25 protein-coding genes and 1 tRNA gene are annotated in these 23,317 nt (G+C 65.3%); 11 read left to right on the forward strand and 15 right to left on the reverse strand.

The window, feature by feature from the left end; all coding sequences use genetic code 11:
* Positions 1–115 precede the first annotated feature (115 nt).
* Positions 116–865, forward strand: coding sequence for a calcium-binding protein (locus tag FHG66_RS23010; RefSeq protein ID WP_425471760.1), 750 nt, complete (start codon positions 116–118; stop codon positions 863–865).
* Between the two features lie 732 nt (positions 866–1,597).
* Here the strand turns inward: FHG66_RS23010 and FHG66_RS18405 are convergent.
* Positions 1,598–1,674, reverse strand: a tRNA-Arg gene (locus FHG66_RS18405).
* Positions 1,675–1,778: 104 nt separating this feature from the next.
* Entirely contained in the window at positions 1,779–3,251 is a 1,473-nt protein-coding gene (locus FHG66_RS18410) for a sensor histidine kinase (protein WP_139078518.1), read from the reverse strand.
* Between the two features lie 204 nt (positions 3,252–3,455).
* Here FHG66_RS18410 and rpmH point away from each other — a divergent pair, with 204 nt between their 5' ends.
* From rpmH to FHG66_RS18460, 10 genes are all read left to right on the forward strand, one after another.
* Positions 3,456–3,590, forward strand: a complete 135-nt coding sequence (rpmH, locus tag FHG66_RS18415; RefSeq protein WP_037277473.1) for a 50S ribosomal protein L34 — start codon at positions 3,456–3,458, stop codon at positions 3,588–3,590.
* Positions 3,581–3,937 (forward strand): ribonuclease P protein component, encoded by a 357-nt coding sequence (gene rnpA, locus FHG66_RS18420; RefSeq protein ID WP_246082680.1) that lies wholly within the window; start codon positions 3,581–3,583, stop codon positions 3,935–3,937. Before rpmH ends, rnpA begins: the two co-directional genes overlap by 10 nt.
* A complete protein-coding gene (yidD, locus tag FHG66_RS18425) occupies positions 3,934–4,155 on the forward strand; it encodes a membrane protein insertion efficiency factor YidD (RefSeq protein ID WP_139078520.1) in 222 nt (73 codons plus the stop codon). Before rnpA ends, yidD begins: the two co-directional genes overlap by 4 nt.
* A 31-nt stretch (positions 4,156–4,186) precedes the next feature.
* Entirely contained in the window at positions 4,187–5,077 is an 891-nt protein-coding gene (gene ttcA, locus FHG66_RS18430; protein WP_139078521.1) for a tRNA 2-thiocytidine(32) synthetase TtcA, read from the forward strand.
* Between the two features lie 91 nt (positions 5,078–5,168).
* Positions 5,169–6,695, forward strand: a complete 1,527-nt coding sequence (locus FHG66_RS18435; RefSeq protein ID WP_139078522.1) for a putative bifunctional diguanylate cyclase/phosphodiesterase — start codon at positions 5,169–5,171, stop codon at positions 6,693–6,695.
* A gap of 209 nt (positions 6,696–6,904) precedes the next feature.
* The gene (yidC, locus tag FHG66_RS18440; RefSeq protein WP_139078523.1) at positions 6,905–8,800 is read left to right on the forward strand and encodes a membrane protein insertase YidC; all 1,896 of its coding nucleotides are present in this window, start codon (positions 6,905–6,907) and stop codon (positions 8,798–8,800) included.
* Positions 8,800–9,450 carry a ribosome biogenesis GTP-binding protein YihA/YsxC gene (gene yihA / locus FHG66_RS18445; protein WP_139078524.1) on the forward strand — a complete coding sequence of 217 codons (651 nt, stop codon included), beginning with the start codon at positions 8,800–8,802 and terminating at the stop codon, positions 9,448–9,450. The genes yidC and yihA overlap by 1 nt, the downstream gene beginning before the upstream one ends.
* Positions 9,451–9,471: 21 nt before the next feature.
* Positions 9,472–10,350, forward strand: coding sequence for an acetylglutamate kinase (gene argB / locus FHG66_RS18450; protein ID WP_139078525.1), 879 nt, complete (start codon positions 9,472–9,474; stop codon positions 10,348–10,350).
* Positions 10,347–11,000, forward strand: coding sequence for a ferredoxin (locus tag FHG66_RS18455; RefSeq protein ID WP_139078526.1), 654 nt, complete (start codon positions 10,347–10,349; stop codon positions 10,998–11,000). Before argB ends, FHG66_RS18455 begins: the two co-directional genes overlap by 4 nt.
* Entirely contained in the window at positions 10,997–11,500 is a 504-nt protein-coding gene (locus tag FHG66_RS18460) for a SixA phosphatase family protein (protein ID WP_139078527.1), read from the forward strand. Before FHG66_RS18455 ends, FHG66_RS18460 begins: the two co-directional genes overlap by 4 nt.
* Before the next feature lie 149 nt (positions 11,501–11,649).
* Here FHG66_RS18460 and FHG66_RS18465 read toward each other — a convergent pair whose 3' ends face one another.
* The 13 genes from FHG66_RS18465 to rpsK form a co-directional block, all read right to left on the reverse strand.
* The gene (locus tag FHG66_RS18465) at positions 11,650–12,426 is read right to left on the reverse strand and encodes an amino acid ABC transporter ATP-binding protein (RefSeq protein ID WP_139078528.1); all 777 of its coding nucleotides are present in this window, start codon (positions 12,424–12,426) and stop codon (positions 11,650–11,652) included.
* A gap of 9 nt (positions 12,427–12,435) precedes the next feature.
* Positions 12,436–13,749 (reverse strand): amino acid ABC transporter permease, encoded by a 1,314-nt coding sequence (locus FHG66_RS18470; RefSeq protein ID WP_139078529.1) that lies wholly within the window; start codon positions 13,747–13,749, stop codon positions 12,436–12,438.
* Complete coding sequence (locus tag FHG66_RS18475; protein ID WP_139078530.1) at positions 13,749–14,972, reverse strand: amino acid ABC transporter permease; 1,224 nt, start codon at positions 14,970–14,972, stop codon at positions 13,749–13,751. Before FHG66_RS18475 ends, FHG66_RS18470 begins: the two co-directional genes overlap by 1 nt.
* A 72-nt stretch (positions 14,973–15,044) precedes the next feature.
* Positions 15,045–16,061, reverse strand: a complete 1,017-nt coding sequence (locus FHG66_RS18480; RefSeq protein WP_139078531.1) for an amino acid ABC transporter substrate-binding protein — start codon at positions 16,059–16,061, stop codon at positions 15,045–15,047.
* 201 nt (positions 16,062–16,262) lie between these two features.
* A complete protein-coding gene (locus tag FHG66_RS18485) occupies positions 16,263–16,988 on the reverse strand; it encodes an ATP12 family chaperone protein (RefSeq protein WP_139078532.1) in 726 nt (241 codons plus the stop codon).
* Positions 16,985–18,016, reverse strand: coding sequence for an RluA family pseudouridine synthase (locus FHG66_RS18490; protein ID WP_139078533.1), 1,032 nt, complete (start codon positions 18,014–18,016; stop codon positions 16,985–16,987). The genes FHG66_RS18485 and FHG66_RS18490 overlap by 4 nt, the downstream gene beginning before the upstream one ends.
* A complete protein-coding gene (locus tag FHG66_RS18495) occupies positions 18,013–18,372 on the reverse strand; it encodes a fluoride efflux transporter FluC (RefSeq protein WP_139078534.1) in 360 nt (119 codons plus the stop codon). The genes FHG66_RS18490 and FHG66_RS18495 overlap by 4 nt, the downstream gene beginning before the upstream one ends.
* A gap of 83 nt (positions 18,373–18,455) precedes the next feature.
* The gene (locus FHG66_RS18500) at positions 18,456–19,775 is read right to left on the reverse strand and encodes a replication-associated recombination protein A (protein WP_139078535.1); all 1,320 of its coding nucleotides are present in this window, start codon (positions 19,773–19,775) and stop codon (positions 18,456–18,458) included.
* A gap of 38 nt (positions 19,776–19,813) precedes the next feature.
* Complete coding sequence (locus FHG66_RS18505; RefSeq protein ID WP_139078536.1) at positions 19,814–20,404, reverse strand: acyl-homoserine-lactone synthase; 591 nt, start codon at positions 20,402–20,404, stop codon at positions 19,814–19,816.
* A 61-nt stretch (positions 20,405–20,465) separates the two neighbouring features.
* Positions 20,466–21,077 carry an autoinducer binding domain-containing protein gene (locus FHG66_RS18510; RefSeq protein WP_139078537.1) on the reverse strand — a complete coding sequence of 204 codons (612 nt, stop codon included), beginning with the start codon at positions 21,075–21,077 and terminating at the stop codon, positions 20,466–20,468.
* A 156-nt stretch (positions 21,078–21,233) separates the two neighbouring features.
* A complete protein-coding gene (rplQ, locus tag FHG66_RS18515; protein WP_139078538.1) occupies positions 21,234–21,653 on the reverse strand; it encodes a 50S ribosomal protein L17 in 420 nt (139 codons plus the stop codon).
* A gap of 132 nt (positions 21,654–21,785) precedes the next feature.
* Positions 21,786–22,802, reverse strand: coding sequence for a DNA-directed RNA polymerase subunit alpha (locus FHG66_RS18520; protein WP_139078539.1), 1,017 nt, complete (start codon positions 22,800–22,802; stop codon positions 21,786–21,788).
* A 121-nt stretch (positions 22,803–22,923) separates the two neighbouring features.
* Complete coding sequence (gene rpsK, locus FHG66_RS18525; protein WP_139078540.1) at positions 22,924–23,316, reverse strand: 30S ribosomal protein S11; 393 nt, start codon at positions 23,314–23,316, stop codon at positions 22,924–22,926.
* Position 23,317 lies beyond the last annotated feature (1 nt).

Raw genomic sequence — 23,317 nt, forward strand, 5'->3', positions numbered from 1 at the left:
AACGCCGGTTGACCCCACTCCGGTTGACCCCACCCCGGTTGACCCCACTCCGGTCGACCCCACCCCGGTCGATCCCACGCCCGTAGTTTCCGTAGGCACGGCCGGAAACGACACCATTACGGGGGGCGCCCTCAACGACACTCTGGGCGGCGGTCGAGGGAATGACACCCTCTCCGGTGGCGCAGGCAACGATGCTCTCGACGGGGGCCAAGGCAATGATCGCCTGAATGGCGGGAACGGTCATGACATCCTGAAAGGTAGCTTTGGGGACGACAAGCTTTATGGAGGAGACGGCAATGACCGCCTGGATGGCGGGGCAGGCAACGATCTCCTCGAAGGCGGTGACGGCAACGACAGCTTGGTCGGCGGCATCGGCAACGACAGCCTCAAGGGGGGTGACGGCACCGACAAGCTCTTTGGCGGAGATGGAAACGATCGCCTCGATGGCGGCTCTGGTCGTGACCAACTCTCCGGCGGCGCGGGGAGGGATACTCTCATCGGGGGCACGGGAGATGATGTCCTTCGTGGCGGCGCCGGCGCCGATGTCCTGAAGGGCGGCATTGGGGCTGACCACTTCGTCTTCGAGTGGACGTCCGAGATCGGTAAAGGCACGCAACACGACGTGATCAGCGACTTCCAAGTAGGCGTTGATACCCTCGATCTCTCCGGAATTGATGCCAACACGAAGCGCATGGGCAACCAGCACTTCGATTTCATCGACGATGCCCGCTTCTCGAAGGTCGCTGGACAGCTCCGCTTCTCCGATGGCGTTCTCTCGGGCGATGTGAACGGTGATGGAAAGGCCGATTTCAAGCTGGACCTGAGCCACGTCACCCAGCTTTCCGATACGGATTTCCTCCTCTAAGAGGCCGATCCAGATTACATCTTACGTCGGGCTCGGCACTTATGTCGCCGGGCCCGACGATCTTTATAGGGATCACCTTCTCCACCAAACCCCAGGATCACGTTCCGTCCTCGTTGATCGCCGCGATCAGTGCCAGCGAGAGGGCGGAACAATACCCCGATTTGATTAAATCCAGCCTCACTGCGTCCATCGGCGCGCACTCGAGCCCCTTCACCCTTGACCGTGAGGGCGGCCTTGGCGGCGTGACAAGGAAAGGGGAGTGGTCATGTCTCAGACCCCTAAGCGGGTGGAGCGATCTGTTCGCTCTGACAAGGACTTCACGACAAGTCGGAACAGACGGACGAGTCCATTGCCCAGACAATACCCTCAGGACATCTTGGCCGCGGGTCGGCCTTGATCCCTAGCCAACCATCCGCCCTTGCAGGACTGGAGATCGAAGCCAAGTTCCCGGTGAGCTCGTCACTGTTCCGAAGCAGCCGGGCGGCTTACCCTTTAAGCCCCTCACTCACGCCACGGCGGCTCAGATCTGCTCATTCCCGTCTACCTGATTGGCCAGGATCTCGAACGCTCCTGCCAACTCCGGGATTCTACCGCGCCCGCACGAAACGCAGGGCAGAAAGCTAGTCCTGCAACAGGTAGCGGCACTATAAATCGGACCGCACCCAAGCAGGCTGCCTTGGGTCAGCCGGTGCGCCCTGAATGGCTAAGCTCTCGGAGATCTCCGGAAAACTCTGGCGCGCTGGGGAGGATTCGAACCCCCGACCCCTTGATTCGTAGTCAAGTACTCTATCCAACTGAGCTACCAGCGCGCGGCAGAGTGGGGGCGATGTAACTGTGCCCGCAGGGCTTGGCAAGTGCCATTCCGCACGACCCGGGTGCTTGCCGCAAGGTTCGCATAGTCGGCTACGCCGCCCTACTCCGCCGCCTCCGTGCCCCCATGCGGATGGGCAGGCGGGCTGGTTTGCTCCAGCGCCGGGGATTCTTCGAGGGGAAGCAGAGGAGCGAGCTGCGCGTTCTCCTTGGGCAGGCGAATCGCGAACTCGGTGCCCCGCACATCCGACCGGCGCAACTCCAGCCGGCCCCCATGGCCTTGTACGATCTCGCTCGCGATGGCGAGCCCAAGGCCTGTCCCGCCTTTCGTGGCGCCTCCCTGGAATGCTTGGAAGAGATGCTCCCGCGCACGCGGAGGCAGGCCGGGCCCCGTGTCGGTGACGAAGATCCACCAAGCCTCGTCATCCTCGTCGGCCGAAAGACCAATCTCTCCTGGCTTGCCGCTTGCTGAGATGGCCTGACGCGCATTCCGCACGAGGTTCAGGATCACACGGTACAGCTGCTCGCCGTCCGCGCGCACCGTGAGGCCGGCGGGTATGTTCTCGGAGAAGGAGATGTCGGTTTCCCCTGCCGCCAACCGTTCCCCATCGACGATTTCGGACACGATGGCGGCCAGGGGCACGCGGGTCAGGCGCGGCGGCGGCTCCTCTACCCGCCCGAAGGCCAGGGTCGATTCGCATAGGGAGATCGCGCGCGACAGGGACGCCACGATCTTGGGTGCCATGCGCCGGACCAACGGATCCTCGGTCTCTTCCAGCCTGTCGGCAAAGAGCTGCGCCGAAGCCAGGATGTTTCGCAGATCATGGCTGATCTTGGCGACGGCGCTGCCCAGTTGGGCAAGCCGCGCCCGCTGCCGCAGAGCGCCGGTGAGCTGGGTCTGCATGCTTCGAAGCGCCTCCTCGGCTTCGCGCAGTTCGGTGACGGAGGCGGTGGGCTCAATGATAAGCCGCGCGTCCTCGGGCGCCGCCGCATAGGCCCGCATGTGTCCGACCACCCCGTTGATCGGCCGCAGGAGCAGCACGCGCACCGCCAGGAACAGCAGCCCCGCCGTCAGGATGGTGATCACGGCCGAGAGCGTGAGGACGCGCAGCCCGTCTTCGATCATCTCGCGGCGCAGGGGCCCTTGCTCCAAGGTGATCTCGATCAGCCGCCCCCCCTCTTGGACCGGGCTGCCGATGACTCGAATGATCCGCCGCTGGGGGTCGGCCAAGGTCGCGAGGGCATCGCGGATCACCGTCATGGCCGTGGCGTTGCGCAGATCGTAGGTGGCGTGGATCGGCGCGGGGATGGGCGACGACAGCGCAAGCTGGCGGAACTCGTCCCGCCGCAGCACGACGTTGTAGACGCCGGCATTCTCCAGAAGCTCCCGTTCGAGCGATTCGTCGAGCGAATCGTCGGCCACCCGCGCCAGCGACGCGATCTGGGCCGCCTCGAGTCGCAGCTCGAGGTAGTTGAGCCGCGAGCGGGCCACGGACGGCACGAAGATCAGGATCTCCGCCAGCATGACGAAGGCCACCGTCAAGATCAGGAACCGCCCAGAGAGCGAGTTCAGCATGGCCCGAGCCTCAACAATCTGCCTCGCATCTAGGGCGCGCTCGCGAATTCGTGTAGGTCGTCCTTCCATAACCCCGCAACCGCGATGCAGGTCCAGCAAATGACCTGCGGCGCGTTGACAGGGAAAAGTCCCGCCACTATGGGACGGGCTTCGAATGATGCGCGCGGGTCGGATGGGCCCGGTCGCGCCATAGGAGTTCGCGACATGAAACGCACCTTTCAACCCTCGAACCGCGTGCGCAAGGCCCGCCATGGTTTCCGCGCCCGTATGGCGACCAAGAACGGCCGCGCCGTCCTGAACCGCCGCCGCGCGCGCGGCCGCAAGGTTCTCTGCGCCTGAGCCCGCGCGCGCAGATCCTGACGAAGCGCGCCGATTTCGTGCGCGCCTCCCAGGCTTTGCGTGCCCCTGCGCCCGGCTTCACCCTTCAGGCCCGTGTCCGTTCGGACGGTGAGGCCAAAGGGGTCCGGGTGGGCTTCACCTGTTCCAAGAAGGTCGGCAATGCCGTCGCCCGTAACCGCGCCAAGCGCCGGCTGCGAGAGGTGGCGCGTGCCGTTCTTCTGGCGGAAGGCCAGGACGGCTGGGACTATGTCCTGATCGGCCGCCCCAAGGTCACGGCTGCTCTCCCCTTCCAGCAACTCCTGGACGATCTTTCGCGCGCATTGTCGCGCGTGCACCGGACGCCGTGACCTTTGGTGCCTGGGTCTTGGCCCTGCCCGTGCGCGCCTACCGGATGCTCCTGTCCCCCTATGTGGGCCACAACTGTCGCTACACGCCCACCTGCTCGGCCTATGCTCTGCAGGCCTTAGAGAGACATGGGGCACTGAAAGGGGGCTGGCTCATGTTGCGGCGACTGGGGCGATGCCATCCTTGGGGCGGGTTCGGCGTGGACGACGTGCCCGACTGAGGCTAGGACCGGCACGTTCCGGAGGTCCGACATGCTCGACGACGCCATCACCGACAGCCCCGATGACATTCACCCGCTTTTTGCAGGCGCGCCCAAGAGTACGGAGTTTCGCAAGCTGCGGAAGCGTCTCGTGCAGGACGTGCGCGAGGCCATCGACCGTTACGGCATGATCGAGCCGGGAACCCGCTGGCTGGTTTGCCTATCCGGCGGCAAGGACAGCTACACCCTCCTAGCCATCCTGCACGAGCTGAAATGGCGCGGCCTGTTGCCGGTGGAGCTTCTGGCCTGCAACCTCGACCAGGGCCAGCCGGGCTTTCCGGCCACCGTGCTGCCCGAGTTCCTGGAGCGGATGGGGGTGCCCCACCGGATCGAGTATCAGGACACGTATTCGGTCGTGACCTCCAAGATTCCCGAGGGCAAGACTTACTGTTCGCTCTGCTCGCGGCTGCGTCGCGGCAACCTGTATCGGATCGCCCGCGAGGAGGGTTGCTCGGCCGTGGTGCTGGGCCACCATAGGGACGACATCTTGGAGACGTTCTTCCTGAACCTCTTCCATGGTGGCCGGCTGGCGACGATGCCGCCCAAGCTCCTGAACGAGGAGGGCGACCTCTTCGTGCTACGACCCCTGGCCCACGCCGCCGAAGCGGATTGCGAGCGGTTCGCCCGGGCCATGAACTATCCGATCATACCCTGCGACCTGTGCGGCAGCCAGGAGGGTCTGCAGCGCATGCAGATCAAGGCGCTTCTGGATGACTGGGAGAGACGGAGCCCCGGCCGCCGGCAAACGATGTTCCGGGCCCTGACCACTGTCCGGCCTTCCCACCTGCTCGACCCCGCGCTGTTCGATTTCGCCGGTCTGATGCGGAACGACGGTGAGAAGGCTGAGAAAACAGGCAAGCCGCTCGTCCCCACGTTGCGTTAACCCGGCGCTCACAGTCCTGCGACTAAGGTCGACACCGGCTTGGCGCGACTCCTTTGCGCCAGACACAGCCTGTCGCGAGGGACGTTGCCTGATGCCTGTCGCCATCCGCTTGGCCGGCTTTGCGCGCATGCTGCGCGAACGGCCCTTCCTGTGCGTCGTGCCCGTCCTGGCGTTCGTGGTGTTCAATATCGATGGCGGAAGCGGGGCCCTGGCGTTCATCTTGGCCTTCCCGATGGCCTTCCTTTTGTCCAAGCTTTCCCCAACGCCTGCGGCACAGGCACAGCGGGACCCGCTGACCGGCCTTGGCAATCGGGGCGACGCCGTAGCGGCCTTGGACTCCGGCCTGGGCTCGACCGGTCGGGGCCGCTCTTCGGCAGCCGCGCTGGTGATCGAGATCGACCGCATCAAGCACATCGAGGCCGCGCACGGCCGTTCCGGACTCGAGCGGATCCTGAGGATAACGGCCGACCGGCTCCGGCTCGCCATGCGCGATGCGGACCTCACGGCGCGGATCGAAGGGCCGACCTTTGCGGTCGTCTTGGCTGCACCGCAGGGGCTTGACCTAGAGGCTGCCCTACAGGTCGCCGGACGCATCCAGCGCACTCTGGCCGAGCCCATCGCGCTTGGCGAATTCACCCTGCATCCCACGGTGTGCATCGGCCTGGCCCTGCCCGAACGGCTCGAACACCCCACAGGGGAGGCGCTGCTCCAAGCCGCCACCGTGGCCTTGGTGGAAGCGCAGCGGGGTGGCCCAGCGGCGATCCGCAGCTTCTCCGAAGCCATGCGCATCCGCGTCGATGCGCGAGGGGGCTTGGCCCAGGAGGTCGCCAGCGCCCTGGAGCGGGGTGAGATCGCGGGCTTCTTCCAACCGCAGGTCTCATCCAGCACCGGCGCGATCACCGGCTTTGAGACCTTGGCCCGCTGGATGCACCCGGCCCGCGGCCTGATCCCCCCGGCCGAGTTCCTGCCTGCCGTGGAGCAGGCGGGCCTGATGCCGCGCTTGGGCGATGTGATGCTGAAATGCGCCTTGACCGCCCTGCGCGAATGGGAGGCCCATGGCATTCACATCCCGCGTGTCGGCGTCAACTTTTCGAGCACAGAGCTTTGCAATCCCGGGCTGCTCGACCACATCGGCTGGGAGCTTGACCGCTTCGACCTGTCGCCCGACCGCCTGGTGGTCGAGGTTCTCGAGACGGTGGTGGCCTCGCGGTCCGACGACGTGGTCATTCGCAACCTTGCGGGGCTCGCGCAGATCGGCTGCTGTCTCGATCTCGATGATTTCGGCACGGGACATGCCTCGATCACGTCGATCCGGCGGTTCTCCATCGAGCGGATCAAGATCGACCGCAGCTTCGTGACCCGCATCGACGAGGACGAGGAGCAGCAGCGCATGGTCGCGGCGATCCTGACCATGGCCGAACGCCTGGGTCTCGACACCCTGGCGGAAGGGGTCGAGACCGAGGGGGAGCGCGCCAAGCTGATCGAGTTGGGCTGCGGGCACCTCCAGGGCTTCGGCATTGCCCGCCCGATGCCCTTTGCCGAAACACTGGAGTGGATCCGCTCCTGGGAAAAGCAGAACAGGTCCCCGACTTCGGCTCGGCAGCTCCGGCTGGTCTGAGCGGGGGCGGCGACCCGGTCCGCATCAAGGCTGGACGGGCTCGGCGAAACATCGGCCTTACACGAAGGTGTGACGCCACTGGTATCTTGGACCGGACAGCCTGCTCGCTCTTGGGCAGGCCTGCGGTCATGATGCGCAGGCGAAACCGCTTGACCTTTCCCGCACTCGGGTCTTGAAGCGCCCAAACGTGTCACGACGGGGACGATCCCATGGACGACCAGAACAAGAACCTCATCCTGGCGACGGCGCTCAGCTTCGTCGTCATCTTGGTCTGGTTCCTCATCTTCCCCCCGGAGGAGCAGGCCCCCACGCCTGATCCCTCGACGGTCAGTGCCGAAACGGTTCCCGAGGCGGTCGCCGCTCCGGATGCCAACGAAGCCGGGGCCGTCGCGGCGGATGCCGCCGAGGAAGCGGTGCCAACGACCGATGTGGCGCGCGTTGCCATCGACACGCCCTCTGTCACCGGCTCCCTGTCGCTTCGCGGCGCACGGCTCGATGACCTCTCTCTAAAGGGCTATCGGGTCACGGTGGACGCCCCGGAACTGGTGAAGCTTCTGACACCCGAGGGATCGACTTTCCCCTACTATGTCGTCCAGGGCTGGTCGGCGGGCCAGGGTCTTGCCCCCGAGGCCGTGCCAGGCCCGGACACGGTCTGGGCCCTGTCGGACGGAGCAGAGCCGACCGCGCAGGCCTCGGACAACCAAGCCGAGCCGACCGAGCGTGACATCCCCGGAGAGGTCGTAGCCACGCTGACCCCCGCCGCGCCCGTGACGCTGACCTGGGACAACGGCGCGGGCCTGCTGTTCACGCGGATCATCAGCGTGGACGAGAAGTTCATGTTCACGGTCCAGGACACGGTCGCCAATACGGGCGAGGCCGCGGCCACACTGTCGCCTTACGCCTTCATAGCCCGCGACGGACGGGAACCCACGCAGGCGGCCTATATCCGCCACGAAGGCGTTGTGCGCATGTCGGATGGCGAGCTCCAGGAGATCGACTACGACGACATGAGCGACCTCGACGCGGCGCAGGACGGCTCGCGACAGGAGTCCCTGGACGTGGCCCAGAGCGGCTGGGTCGGATTCACCGACGCCTACTGGATGACCCAGCTCATCCCCCAGTCGAGTCTGCCCTTCAACTCTGTGGCCCGGTTCCTGCCCAACAGCGAGGTGTTCCAAACCTTTGCCCGTCAAGAGGCCCAGACCGTCGCCCCCGGCGAGCAGATCACAATCGAGAACCGCGTCTTCGCCGGAGCGAAGGAATGGGAGACCATCCGCGCTTACCAGAACTCGGGCGTGGACCGCTTCGTCGAATCCATCGACTGGGGCCTGTTCTGGTTCCTGACCAAGCCGATATTCTGGCTCCTGCACCATCTGCACGTGCTGATCGGAAACATGGGCTTCGCCATCATCGGGCTGACCTTCATCATCAAGGCCCTCGTTCTGCCGCTGGCTTGGAAATCCTACAGTTCCATGGCCCGGATGCGCGAGCTCCAGCCCGAGATCGAGGCGCTCAAGGAGCGCACGGGCGACGATCGCATGGCGCTTCAGCAGGGGATGATGAAGCTTTATCGGGACAATAAGGTGAACCCGGCGTCGGGATGCCTGCCTGTGCTGATCCAGATCCCGATCTTCTTCTCGCTCTACAAGGTGATCTTCGTCACCATCGAATTGCGCCATGCCCCCTTCGTGGGGTGGCTTCGCGACCTGTCCGCCCCTGATCCGACGTCGATCCTCAACCTCTTCGGCCTTCTCCCCTGGAACACGCCCGAGCCCGGGTCGCTGTTCTTCATCTTCTCGTTGGGCGTGCTGCCGATCCTTCTCGGCATTTCCATGTGGCTTCAGCAGCGGCTGAACCCCGCGCCCCCGGACCCGACGCAGAAGATGATCTTCGCCTGGATGCCGTGGATCTTCATGTTCACCCTGGGCGGCTTCGCGAGCGGCCTGGTGCTGTACTGGATCGCGAACAATACGATCACCTTCGTGCAGCAATACCTCATCATGAGGAGCCACGGGGTCACCCCGAACGTGTTCGGGAACGTGAAGGACCTCCTGCGGCGGACACCGAAGGCGGCCGGCTCCGACGCGCCACGCAAGGGCAAGTGATGGCCCTGCCCTTCCCTGAGGCCGAGGCCCCCGACGCCGACGCCATCGAGGCCGGGCGGCTCCTGTTCGCCGGGCCGGTGGAGTTCCTCAAAGGCGTGGTCGCCATGCAGGGCCTGCCTTCTGCCGACCGGGCCGAGGTCTGCTTCGCGGGCCGTTCCAACGTCGGGAAATCGAGCCTCATCAACACCCTGACGGGCCGCAAAGCCCTTGCGCGCGCCTCAAACACGCCGGGCCGTACGCAGGAGGTCAACTACTTCACCCTGGGTGAAAGCCACTATCTCGTGGACCTGCCCGGCTATGGCTATGCCGAGGCACCGGTCGCAGTGGTGGCCAAGTGGCAGGCCCTGCTCAAGTCCTATTTGCAGGGCCGCTCGACCCTTCGGCGCGCGTTCGTCCTGATCGACGCACGCCATGGCGTGAAGGCGGTCGACGAGGAGATCCTGACGCTTCTCGACAAGTCCGCCGTGACCTTCCAGGCGGTGCTGACCAAGGCCGACAAGATCGGGGCACGCGACCGCGACAAGGTTCTTGAACAGGTCCGGGCGGCGCTGCAGAAGCACCCTGCCGCCTATCCGGAACTGGTGATGACCTCGTCCGAGACGGGCGACGGGATCGCGACGCTCCGGGCCATCATCGCTGGCATCAGCTGAGCCGCTCGGGAAAGGAGCCCTATGAAGCGCGACTGGATCGCCACCGCCCGCACCCTGAGCGAGGCCCTGCCCTATCTGCAGCGCTATTCGGGCGCCGTCGTCGTGGTGAAGTTCGGCGGCAATGCCATGGGCGACGATGCTGCCATGGCGCAGTTCGCCTCGGACATGGTGCTGCTGCGCATGGTGGGCATCCACCCGGTCGTGGTGCATGGCGGCGGACCCATGATCAACGCCATGCTCGACAAGCTGGGCATCGAGTCGCAGTTCGTCCGTGGCAAGCGCGTCACTGACAAGGCCACTGTCGAGGTGGTCGAGATGATCCTGTCCGGCCTCGTCAACAAGCGAATCGTTCAGGCAATCAACGATGCAGGCGGGCGGGCGGTGGGCCTGTCCGGCAAGGACGACGACCTGATGGTTTGCGTCGCGGACGATCCCGAGTTGGGCTTCGTGGGCCGCCCGGTCGAAATGAATGTTCAGGTCATCCGCGACCTTTATCTGGCGGGCATCATCCCGGTTGTGGCCCCCGTTGCGACCGGCATGGCCGAGAACGAGACCTTCAACGTCAATGGCGACACGGCGGCCGGCGCCATCGCTGGGGCGCTCCAGGCCGACCGACTGCTCCTCCTCACCGACGTGGCGGGCGTGAAGGATGAGAACGGCGAGGTTGTGACCCAGCTCGGCGCCGAGCGACTCCGTGGGATGATCGAAACCGGAGTCGTGAAGGGCGGCATGATCCCCAAGGTGGAGACTGCCCTCGCCGCCATCGAGGCGGGCGTGAAAGCGGTGGTGATCCTGGATGGCCGATTGCCCAATGCCGCGCTGATCGAGTTGTTCACCGACTACGGCGCGGGCTCCATCATCCGGGGCCCCGCGCCCGAGACCTGGCCCAAGCGGCGATGACCGCCGGGGGCGCCCTCCTCGACGAGGCCGCCCATGCGAGTGGCCTTGTCGTTTCCGGGGTGGCCCCGCTCGCGCCTGATGACGGCTTGCCCGATCGCTTCCGCTCGGTCGCCCTGCTGTCTCCCGACGAGCCCCGCTTCTGGCCCCTGTTCTCGGAGTCTCCAGAGATGCAGGACGGCAGGCCCGATGCCCTTGACCGATGGTCGCGGCGGGTGATCGGACGGCTGGCTTGCACCATGGGAACCAAGGCTGTGTTCCCCTTCGCAGGGCCGCCCTGGAGGCCGTTCACCGACTGGGCCCGCCGGTCGGGCCGCTGCTGGCCGTCACCCGTGGGGCTCTTGGTGCATGACGAGGCGGGACTTTGGATCTCGTTCCGGGGCGCGATCGCCTTGGAGGGGGCCGCGCCCTCGGTCATGGCCCCACACCCCTGCGGCGCCTGTGTCGAGAAACCCTGCCTCGGCGCCTGCCCGGTCCGCGCGCTCACGGCCGATCGTTACGACGTTCAGGCCTGCCACGAGGAACTCGAATCCGCTGCAGGTCAGACCTGCTTGTCCTTGGGGTGCAAGGTTCGTCGCGCCTGCCCCGTTGGAGCTTACCGCCGCCGCCCCGATCAATCCGCATTCCACATGAAGGCGTTCCACCCGGCATGACACTGACCCTTGTTCTTATTCGCCACGCCAAATCCGATTGGGGTGCCCCCGATCTTCCCGACCACGAGCGCCCGCTGAACAAGCGGGGGCGGCGCGACGCGCCCCGCATGGGCCGATGGATTGCCGAAAAGGGCCTTGGTCCGACACAGGTGCTCTGCTCGGACGCCATAAGGACGCGCGAGACGCTTGACCTCATGCTTCCGCATTGGCCCGAGCCGCCGCTGGTCTCCCACCTAGCCGAGCTTTACCACGCGCCGCCCGACGCCATGCTGCGGGTGCTGGCCCGGGCGGATCGCGACGCGGTGGCCCTGATTGGGCACAACCCCGGCATCGGTGGCCTCGCGGACTATCTGGCGAGGGAGGTGCCGGCGCATTCCCGATGGGTGGATTTCCCCACCACTGCAGTCGCGGCGCTGACCTTCGACCTCGGCTCATGGGCCGATCTGGAGGAAGCGTCGGGCACCGTGACGGCCTTTGCGGTGCCCTCGGATCTGACCTGAGGCTCATCGGGGGACGACAGGGCTGGATTGGGCGCACCGCTCAGCGAGGGGCTCCGAGGCCTGGAATCGGCACGGGCCAGTCCTGTCGGCTCTGCTCAGTCAGATGACAGCGGTTCCACTACGGCCGCAGCCGACCCGTTCGGCTTCGGCTAGTGCCCGAGGATCTGGCTGAGGAACAGTTTGGTCCGGTCGGACTGTGGGTTGTTGAAGAACTCGCGCGGCGTGTTCTGCTCCACGATCTGGCCTTGGTCCATGAAGATGACGCGGTTCGCGACGGCCTGCGCGAAGCCCATCTCGTGCGTCACGCAAAGCATGGTCATCCCATCCTGCGCGAGTTCGATCATGGTATCGAGAACCTCCTTGATCATCTCGGGATCCAAGGCCGAGGTCGGCTCGTCGAACAGCATGATCTTGGGTTTCATGCAGAGCGACCGGGCAATGGCCACGCGCTGCTGCTGCCCGCCCGAGAGCTGGCCGGGATACTTGCCCGCCTGCTCGGGGATGCGGACCTTGCGCAGGAACTCCATGGCCGTCGCTTCGGCCTCGCGCTTGGGAATCTTGCGGACCCAGATGGGGGCCAGGGTGCAGTTCTCGAGCACGGTGAGATGCGGGAACAGGTTGAAGTGCTGGAACACCATCCCGACCTCGGACCGGACCTTGTCCACGTTCCTCAGGTTGGAGGTCAGCTCTGTTCCGTCCACGATGATCTGCCCCGCCTGATGCTCCTCCAAACGGTTGATGCAGCGGATCAGCGTGGACTTGCCCGACCCGGACGGCCCGCAGATCACAATCCGTTCCCCGCGATAGACGGTCAGGTCGATGTTCCGCAGGACGTGGAACTGCCCGTACCATTTGTTCATGCCCGAGATCTGGACGGCGACTTCGCCCGACACGGGAGGAGGAGCGGCAAGCGCGGCGTCGGTCATGAGGACCTCCTAGCGGTGGCTGCGCTCGAGCCGCTGCTCGAGCCAGATGGAATAACGGGACATGGCGAAGCAGAACACGAAGAACACGGCGGCGACAAAGATGTACAGCTCCCAGTAGATGCCCCCCCACTCCGTCGTGGCGCGGATGGTGGACGACATGCGCATGGGGTCGAACAGGCTGATGATGGACACCAGCGTGGTGTCCTTGAACAACCCGATGAAGCTGTTGACGATCCCGGGGATCGAAATCTTGAGAGCTTGCGGCAGGACAATCAGCTGCATGGCCTGCCAGTAGCCCAGGCCCAGGGCATCGGCCGCCTCGTATTGCCCGCGCGGCAGAGCGGCGAGGCCGCCCCGGATGACCTCGGCGATGTAGGCGGCGGCAAAGAGCGTCACCATGATGATGACCCGGAGCAGGATGTCGAAGTTCGTGCCCCGCGGCAGGAAGTAGTTGAGCAGCACCTGCGCCACGAGAAGCCAGACGATCAGCGGCACGCCCCGGATCACCTCGATGTAGATGACTGCGATCTTGGAGATGATGAACATCTCGGACCGCCGGGCCAGCGCGAGGAGCACGCCCAGCGGAAGCGACAGGGAGATGCCCGAAAGCCCGATGACGATGGACAGGGTGAAGCCCCCGAAGTCCGCCGATCTCACGGGGGTGAGGCCCAGAGGGAGTATACTCGTCAGCGCCGCCGCCAAGGGGCGGGCCAGGAAGGCCCAGTAGAGGACCGATACGACCAGGGCCCCCAGAAAGGCCACGAGCAGGCCCCGCGACGCCAGCGCCTTCCAGACCACCCAGGCCAGGACGAACCCCAGCGCCGCCGCGACTGGCCCCCAGATGGGGCCGCCCCAAAGGAGCCAGACGATGGCAAAGGGGGCCGCTGGCGCCAGCCACAGCAACCGGCGCGGCAGGTTCGCAAACAGGACCGGCAGGATCGCGAGCAGGAACACGATCAGGGCAAGAGGCGGACGCCACAGCTCGGACGACGGGTAGAAGCCGAAGACGAGCTGCTGCCAGCGCGACCGGATCACGCCCCAGCAGGCGGCGGAGACGCCTTCGCCGTAAAGCTCGTTGCGGATGGTCCGGCATTCGCTCACGCTGTCGGCGCGCCAGATCCCCCGAAAGGCCCAGGGCAGCACGTCGCGGAGCGCCGCCCAGAGGAGCCAAAGCGCCAAGAGGGTCAGGATGATGTTGAGCGGGCCGGAGAACAGGTTTTCGCGAACCCATCGAACGGCCCCGGCCTCGCGGCGCGGGGGCGGCGCAGGCGGAAGCATCGTGTCGCGGGCATAGGCGATCGTCTGGGCGTCAAGGTCGGACATCAGCGCTCCTTGAGGGCGATGCGACGGTTGTAGATGTTCATCACGCCCGAGATGATCAGGCTGACCACGAGGTAGAACAGGCCAAGGAGCAGGATGCTTTCGAGCTCGCGCCCGGTCTGGTTCATGGTGACGCCGCCCAGGGTCGCGCGAACGTCCGCATAGCCGACCGCCACTGCGAGCGAGGAGTTCTTGGTCAGGTTCAGGTATTGCGAGATGAGGGGTGGGATGATGACTCGAAGGGCCTGGGGCAGGATCACCAGCCGCATGGTCCGCCCCGGACGCAGGCCCAGCGCAAAGGCAGCTTCGCTTTGTCCCCTCGAGACCGCCAGGATGCCGCCCCGGACGATTTCGGCGATGAATGCGCCGGTATAAAGCGCGAGCGCGATCCACAGGGCCACGAGGGAGTTCAGGACGTTGATCCCCCCATTAAACCGAGCGATCCCGGTTTCGCGGATCGTCGGCACATCAAGCGTCAGCGGAGCGCCGAGGAGCAGGAACGTCAGGGCGAAGGGCAGCACGAGAAGGGCGAGCGACACCCAGAGAACCGGGAGCGGCTGGCCCGTCGCCTCCTGCCGCCTCCGTGCAAAAGCCCGCCAGACCAGTGCGGCCAAGATCGAGAGCACGAGCACTACGCCCAGCGTCGAGGCGCCTTCGCCCCAGACCAGCGAAGGAATGTAAGTCCCGCGATTGGTGAACGCGATCAGGCCGAACAGCTTGGATGCTTCCGCGTCCTCGCCCCGAAAGGCGGTCGGGGCCGGCGTGGCCTCGCTCAGCACGGCGTAGACGAGCACGATCCAGAGCAGCAGGGGCACGTTCCGGAACGCCTCGACATAGACGGTCATCAGGCGCGAGACGATCCAGTTCTTGGACAGCCGTAGAACGCCCGCCAAAACGCCCAGGACCGTGGCGGTGACGCAGCCCAGCCCGGCAACAAGCAGGGTGTTCAGGATACCCACCAACGCCGCCCGCGCGTGGCTGTCGTTGTTGGTATAGGGGATCAGCGTCTGCCCGATGTCGTAGCCGGCGCGGTTGCCGAGAAAGCCGAAATCGAAGTCCTTGCCCAGCGCGTGAAGGTTCACGACGAGGTTTCGGACAAGGAACGCGATGAGCGCCACAAGAAGGATCAAGGCGACCACCTGGATGGTGATCCCCCGGTACCGTGTGTCGTAAAGAAGCTGGCCCGGCCTGAAGGCGCGTCGCGGCGGCTCAGCGGCAATGGTCATGCGCGGCGTTCCCATCCTGTTGACCGGCGCTCGGACGAAGCGGAGGCGCCGCTAGGCGCCTCCGTCCAAGGATCAGCGGAACGGCGGGGTGTAGAGCAGACCGCCCTGCGTCCACTGCGCGTTCAGTCCACGGGCCAGACCGATGGGGGTCGCCTCTCCGAGGTTGCGCTCGAAGATCTCGCCGTAGTTGCCGCCAGCCTGGATGGCCTGCACGGCCCATTGCGGCTCGAGGCCCATCATGGCGCCGAACTCGCCCTCGGTCCCGAGGAGACGGTTGATCTCCGGGTTCTCGGTCGGCGCGGCGGCCATCTCGGCCACGTTGGCGGAGGTCACGCCCAATTCTTCGGCGGCCACGAGAGCGTTGAAAGTCCAGCGGACGATATCGGCCCAGTCGTTGTCGCCATGGCGCACGGCCGGCCCTAGGGGCTCCTTGGAGATGATCTCGGGCAGGATGATGTGATCGTCGGGCGTCTCGAAGGTGGTCCGGACCGAGGCAAGTCCCGAGGCATCCGTCGTGTAGGTATCGCAGGCCCCCGCGAGGTACTGCTGGCGGCCTTCGGCGTCGTTGGCGATCGGCACGGGCTCGTAGGTGATGCCGTTGACGCGGAAGAAGTCCGCAAGGTTCAGCTCGGTCGTGGTGCCGGTCTGGATGCACACCGTCGCGCCGTCCAACTCCTTGGCCGAGGTCACACCAAGCGCGCGCGGCACCAAGAAGCCTTGGCCGTCGTAGTAGTTGACCGCCGGGAAATCGAGATTGAGGTCGGTGTCGCGCGAATAGGTCCAGGTGGAGTTCCGCGCGAGGACATCGACCTCGCCAGCCGCCAATGCGGTGAAGCGCGTCTCGCCCGAAAGCGGGATGTAATTAACCTTCTCCGGGTCACCCAGCGTCGCGGCGGCCACGGCGCGGCAGAAATCGACGTCGAAGCCCTGCCACTTGCCGCTCGCATCGGGGGCGGCGAACCCAGTGAGGCCGGGGTTCACGCCGCAGTTCAACGCGTCGCGGCCCCTGACGTCGTCGAGGGTCGCGGCTTGAGCCACCCCAGCGAGCCCGGCCAGCGTCAGCGTTCCCAGCAGTACGGATTTCTTCATCAGCATTCCTTCCCGTTGTCGCGCGCCGGGAGTCCGGGCGTGCTTTTTTGTGGGCCGCCCTCGGCATGGTGACGGAGCGGCGGGGCCAAGGGCCCGACTGCCTCAACTTGTCGGCGGTTTCATCAAGCCTGGTCAAGCCTTTCATCACGGCAAGCGAAGGGTGGACCCCATCCCGGCCAGCCTTGGCTCGCTTTCACGGCATCAGGCCCGTGGAGAGCGAGGGGTGAGCAGGGCATGGAAGCGTGCGGCGTCCAGAAACGCCGCGCGTCGGAGGGAGGCCACCTCGGCCGCCTCCTCGTCCTCGCCCCATTCCTCGATCTGGTAGTTCTCGTCGATCCGCGAAAGCTGCCAGGCTTCCAGGGCGGACAGGCGGCCCTGCGCGACCGCGAACGCGAGCACCAGAGAGCCGGACAACGCCACCAGATCGTGAAAGGCGGCAAGGGTGAAGGGGTCCATCTCGTCGATGAGTTCGCGCAGGCGGGCAAGGTCGCCGTCGGCCTGCTCCACCGGCATCACACCCCGGCCCGTCGCAAGATCCGCCCCAAGCGCTTCGGCGCTCCAGGCCAGCAGGGGGTCCCACCCGGCCCTTTGCCGCTCAACAAGCGCTTCGGGGCCCTCCGCGCGGTAGCACAGGAGGTCGGACGCGCCATACGAGGCGAGCATGTCCACCACTTCGACCCGGCTCGTGCTCACCTTGTCGATGGCGGCGTTGGCCAATCGCGTGGCCGGCATGGCGTTCGGATCGACCGTCCCCTCCTGTGCGGCCCATTCGCGCCCGATCTCTTCGGCAAAAGCACGGGTCGGCACAACGAGATGGGCCTTGGCCGGGGTGCGTACCGGCCGTCCGTCGAGGGTCACGGCAAAGCCGTCCCCCTCAGCCACGACGGCGACATCGGTCCAGAAGCGCTTTAATGTCCAGCCGCTCATTCCCGGTCCTCGAACGGATCGAGCAGAGCGTCCTTCTCGTCCCAGCCCAGAAAGTCCCAAGTGGATTTCATGTGGGCCGGCAGGGGTGCGGTGAGCGTCAGCATGGCTTTGGTGATCGGATGCTCGATGATGAGGGTGCGGGCGTGAAGATGTAGCCTGCGCGACAGGTCTCCGCCAATGCCCGCCCCCCAGCCATCACCGAGATTTTCCTGCGCGCTGCCGCCGTACTTTCCGTCGCCCAGGATCGGATGCCCCAATTCGGCCATGTGGGCCCGAAGCTGGTGCGTCCGCCCCGTTACGGGCTGCATGGCCACCCATGAGAGGCGGCCTCCGGCGTTCTCGACCGTCAGGAACTCGGTTACCGCCCGCTTGGCCCCCGGGGTCGCGTCCACCTCACGGGGATGGATGCAGCGCATCTTCTCGTCACCACGGCCACCCTCCTTGACCAAGCCAAACTTGATCGTGCCCGCGCGGGGATAGGGCACGCCCGCAACGGCGGCCCAGTAGATCTTGCGAACGTTGCGGTGGCGCAGCGCCTCGGAGAGCCCACGCGCGACGCGATCGGTGCGGGCGAGCAGCAGGATGCCGGAGGTATCTTTGTCCAGGCGATGAACGAGCTTGGGCGGCTCCTTGTAGCCGAACATCAGGGCCGGGGCGAGGCCGTCCACGTGGCGGTCGCCCTGCCCCGAGCCCCCCTGAGAGGGAAGGCCCGGCGGCTTGTTGAGCGCGATGATGTGCTCGTCCTTCCACAGGACCGCGGCTTGGATCATTGCCTCGTCCCCTCTGGCCAGTCGCGAGGCGGGTGGGGCAGGCTGGTCGATGTCGGGCAGCGGCGGCACCCGCACGGTTTGCCCCTCGGCCACCCGGGTCGATGAGATCGCGCGTGCGCCATCCACCCGGAGTTCGCCCTTGCGGAGCATCTTTTCAATGGCTCCCTGGGTCAGGTGGGGAAAGCGCTTGCGAAGCCAGCGGTCGAGGCGCTGGTCCCCTTCGCCCTCGCCCACGATCAAGGTTTGAACGCCGCTCATGCCAGTCTCCCCAGCCAAAGGCCCAGCGCACAGGCACCGAGCGACAGGGCGACCGAGCCGCCCGCGTAAGTCACCGCCGCTCCGATCCGCCCCCCCTCGATGAGCCGCAGCGTGTCGAGAGAGAACGCGGAGAAGGTGGTGAAGCCCCCCAGCACGCCGGTGACCAGGAACGGCGCCAGCGGGTGAAGCCCCCGCTCCGACAGGAGGAGAGGCACGGCCAGAAGCCCGATCAGGAGCGCGCCCGCCCCATTGATCGCGAGCGTGCCCCAAGGGGCAGGCCAAGCCAGGAGGGCAAGGTAGCGCAAGGTGGCGCCAAGCGCGCCGCCCAGGGCTACGAAAGGAAGGGCATAGGTCATGCTGGGCTTCTTGGGTCGCGCGCCGCCAGTGTCAACCGGCCCAAGCCGCGCGGATGGCCCAGGGAACGAAATTGCACCGGGCATCAGCCCTTCTGGCGGCGCCCACGCAGGCCAGCAAAGAAGTCGACGCGCTTGCGCAGGTCTCTCTCGAAGCCTCGATCGACCGGGACGTAGTAGACGCCCCGCTTCATGCCCTCGGGGAAGTACTCCTGCCCCGAAAAGGCGTCCTCGGCATCATGGTCGTACTGATACCCCGAGCCGAACCCCTGCTCCTTCATCATCCTCGTGGGCGCGTTCAGGATATGCATTGGAGGCGCCAACGAGCCCGTCCGGCGCGCTGCCTCGCGGGCGGCCTTATAGGCCGAGTACGCCGCATTCGATTTGGGAGCGAGCGCCAAGTAGATGACCGCCTGCGCCAGGGCGAGCTCACCTTCGGGAGAACCCAGTCGCTCGTAGGTGTTCCAGGCATCGATGCAGACCGCTTGCGCTTGTGGGTCGGCAAGGCCGATGTCCTCCACTGCCATGCGCGTGATACGGCGCGCGAGGAAGCGCGGATCCTCACCGCCCTCGAGCATTCGCGCGAACCAGTAGAGCGCCGCATCGGGATCGGAGCCGCGCACCGACTTGTGGAGCGCAGAGATGAGGTTGTAATGCCCGTCGCCGCTCTTGTCGTAGTTGGATGCCCGGCGGCGGAGGCGGCCCGCCAGCGCGGCGGTGTCAAGAGACCCCTGGACGCGCCAGGATGCCACTTGCTCAATGAGGTTCAGAAGTGCGCGCCCGTCCCCGTCCGCCATCTCCAGCATCGCCTCGCGTGCGGCAACCTGGAGAGGCAGAGGTCGGGCCAGTTCCTTCTCGGCCTGCTGGGTGAGCCGCTCCAGATCCGCGAGCGTCAGGCGATGCAGCGTGAGAACCTGTGCGCGGCTGAGGAGCGCGGCGTTGAGTTCGAAGCTCGGGTTCTCCGTCGTGGCTCCGACAAGGACGATCGTCCCATCCTCCATCAGAGGCAGGAAGCCATCCTGCTGGGCGCGGTTGAAGCGGTGGATCTCGTCCACAAAGAGCAGTGTGCCCCGACCCTGCCGACGCCTGAGCCGGGCGGCATCGAAGACCTTTCGCAGGTCCTGCACCCCGGTGAAGATGGCGCTGATCTGCTCGAAGTGCAGGTCCGTCTCCTTGGCCAGGAGACGGGCGATGGTCGTCTTGCCCACCCCTGGCGGCCCCCAGAGGATAAGCGACGACAGGCTGCGCGACGACAGCATGGCCCCGATCGGTCCCTCGGTCCCCAGCAGATGATCTTGGCCAACGACATCCTCCAGGCGTCGAGGGCGCATGCGGTCGGCCAGGGGGCGCGGAGCGGCTGAGGGGCCCCCCTCTTCTTGGGGGGCCAGATCGAATAGGTCGGACATGTCGCGCAGCATAGGGCCATGCGCCAGCGATGCACAGGTCAATGAAGCTGACCGGCGAAGTCGATCCAGACCGCCTGGTAAAGAATGCCGCCCATGTCCATCTCCCGGCCTGCAGCCCTCATCTCGAGTTTGCAGCGCGCGGCCCAACGGTCCCAGTTCACCGGAAGAAGCGCCAGCATGGTTCGGATGCCCTCCTCGCGTGAGGTGCGGAGCATCTGCAGCACCAGTTTCATGCGGACCTTCTGGCGAATCTCGGCGGGGATGTCGGCCTTCACGAAGCCACGGGTCACCTCCCACACGCCCTCCGCTACGGGCGCCTCCTTGTAGAGAAGATCCGACGGGATCGACTCTAGGAGCCCACGCTGAGCATCACGGATCATGTAAGAATAGATTCCGCACTGGGCCGTCGTGGGGGTCAGGCGCACGCCGGCGAGGACTTGGCCCGTGTCGTCGTGAACAGCAAGCCAGCGTGACACGGGCGTGTCATACTGATCGAACTCCATGCCCATCGTCTCTGGCAGGTTCCAGCGGTTGCGAACGATGAAACTTTCGCGTCTCGCACGAAGTATGTTGGCGAACAGTTCGCCGTGGTTGTGCATGTTGGCAAAGGACAGGGTCGTGCTGTGCATGGGACGGCTCCTTGGGGGGTGGTGATGTGCCTTTCCTCCCCCGCAGGTCTGTCCCTTGGGGTCAGATCAGCCGGTAGTCCTTGGCTCGCTGGATTGCCTCCGCAGTGGTGCGGGCCAGCAAGGTTTCCCGGGCAGCCGCCAGACGCGCCTTGAGCGCCGACTCGGATATTCCGAGCTTGGCGGCCGCCGCGGCATAACGATGGCCCGCAGCGATGCAGCGCAAAGCCTCGATCTGAGCCGGAGTGATCGATGTCGGAGGTTCCGTGACGTCATGGAGATGAGAGATAACGGCAGCGAAGGCGCTCATCTCTTCATCCTTGAACTCGCGGTCATCGCGCGACGCGGTGGCAATGGTGCGGGACTTCATCGGGCCTACAGACACCGCTACGCCGTAGATCATTCCAAAGTCCCTCGCCTGGCCCAGGACGTTGAACGGGTCGGGAATCCCGATTTCGCTCCAACGTGCGATGCCGTTCGTTGAGAAGCCCCAGGCAATGATGGGATCGCGCAGCGCGTAAGCCTGCTCCGTGTACAGGTCCACCCAACCCTGCGGATAGGTCTGGAGGTTGATCAGCGGCATGGCGAAGCGGATGTGCAGCGCAAAGAAGAATCCCTTTGGAGCCATCCTTGCGAGCTTGCGCGTGTGCAGGTCGATTTCGGACTGAAGGGACATGGCTCGCTTTCTGTGTTCTCGGACTTGGCCACGTCAACCTGAAATTGTGTTAGGCCTCCGGTTCTTTTGTGGAATCTCGTGTTCGAAGCTATGTTCCCAAAAGAAAAGCCCTACCCGTGAGGGCAGGGCCTTGGATCGTTCTGTCCGTCGAAGAGCTTACGCTTCTGCGCCGTCCAGAGCTTCGAGCCGCGCACGGTCGGCGGCACCCTTGGCCGCAGCGTCACGCTCCACGAGTTCGATGATCGCCATCGGCGCCATGTCGCCGTAGCGGAAGCCGGCCTTCAGCACGCGGCAGTAGCCACCCTGACGCTCCTGGTAACGGGGGCCCAGAACAGCGAACAGCTTCTGAACATGCATGTCCTGCTTCAGCGCCGCGGCCGCCTGACGGCGGGCGTGCAGGTCGCCACGCTTGCCGAGCGTGATCAGCTTGTCGATCACGCGCTTCAGCTCCTTGGCCTTGGGAAGCGTGGTCTTGATCTGCTCATGTTCGATGAGCGAGCCCGCCATGTTGGCGAAGAGCGCCTTGCGGTGTTCGTGGGTGCGGTTGAGTTTGCGGTAGCCGCTGCCATGTCTCATGATGTTTTCCTATCGATTTTGCTTTGTCCGGCAGCCTCTCGTACGGCTGCTCACCTTATTGGGGCAGAACGCCCGACAGATTAGATCACGCTGCCCCGCCCGCCGGGCAGGACAGCAACGATCCGGTCAGTCTTAGAACTGGTCCTCGAACTTCTTGGCCAGATCCTCGATGTTCTCGGGCGGCCAATCCTCGACTTCCATGCCGAGGTGGAGACCCATGCCCGAGAGCACCTCCTTGATCTCGTTCAGCGACTTCCGTCCAAAGTTGGGCGTCCGCAGCATCTCGGCCTCGGTCTTCTGGATCAGATCGCCGATATAAACGATATTGTCGTTCTTGAGGCAGTTGGCCGAGCGCACCGACAGTTCCAGCTCGTCCACCTTCTTAAGGAGAAGCGGGTTGAACTCCAGGCCGTCCTCGAGCGCGCCGGCCGTGGCCGACTCGGGCTCCTCGAAGTTGAGGAAGATCGACAACTGGTCCTGAAGAATGCGCGCGGCATACGCGACTGCATCGTCCGGGGTCAGAGCCCCGTTAGTTTCGATTCGCATGGTCAGCTTGTCGTAGTCCAGCACCTGCCCCTCGCGCGTCGGCTGGACGTCGTAGCTGACCTTCTTGACCGGCGAATAGATCGCATCGATCGGGATCAGACCAATTGGCGCATCTTCGGGCTTGTTCTTGTCCGCAGACACGTAACCCTTCCCCGTCGCGACGGTCAGCTCCATGTAGAGCGACGCCCCTTCGTCAAGGTGGCAGATCACGTGGTCCTTGTTCAGGATTTCGATGCCAGCCGACTCGGAGATGTCACCAGCGGTCACAGCGCCCGGACCTTTGGCTTGCACGGTCAGACGCTTGGGCCCGTCCAGATCCATGCGGATGGCCACACCCTTGAGGTTCAGGACGATGTCGGTGACATCCTCACGGACCCCCGCCACTGACGAGAATTCATGCAGAACGTTGTCGATCTGCACAGACACGATTGCCGCACCTTGCAGTGAGCTCAGCAGCACGCGGCGGAGCGCATTGCCCAGCGTGAGACCGAAGCCCCGCTCTAGGGGTTCGGCAACCAGGGTCGCCTGGCGCTGCGGATCGTTGCCGGGACGAACATCGAGCTGTTGCGGCTTGATGAGCTCGGACCAATTCTTATGGATCATGCGTCCCTCCATTCTCGCGGTGCCCTTCATGTCCAACAAGGCTCCACTCCCGAGGTTGACTTAGAAACAGCGAAACGGGGCCGCGCCCATGCGCAACCCCGCCCGTGGTTATGCGGCTGCGTCAGACGCGACGACGCTTCGGCGGGCGGCAGCCGTTATGCGCGATCGGCGTGACGTCGCGGATCGAGGTGATGGCGAAACCAACTGCCGCAAGCGCACGGAGCGCCGATTCACGTCCGGAGCCCGGACCTTGAACCTCGACTTCGAGGGTCTTGACGCCGTGCTCCTGAGCCTTACGACCGGCATCCTCGGCAGCCATCTGGGCAGCGTAGGGCGTCGACTTGCGCGACCCCTTGAAGCCCATCGTGCCAGCCGACGACCAAGCGATGGCGTTGCCCTGCACGTCCGAAATCAGGATCTTGGTATTGTTGAACGAAGAATTCACATGGGCCACGCCCGCTGCGATGTTCTTCGAAACCTTCTTCTTGCCGCCCCGGCGGGTATCACGAGCCATG

It is taken from the genome of Rubellimicrobium rubrum, from assembly GCF_006152115.1.
GTDB lineage: Bacteria > Pseudomonadota > Alphaproteobacteria > Rhodobacterales > Rhodobacteraceae > Rubellimicrobium > Rubellimicrobium rubrum.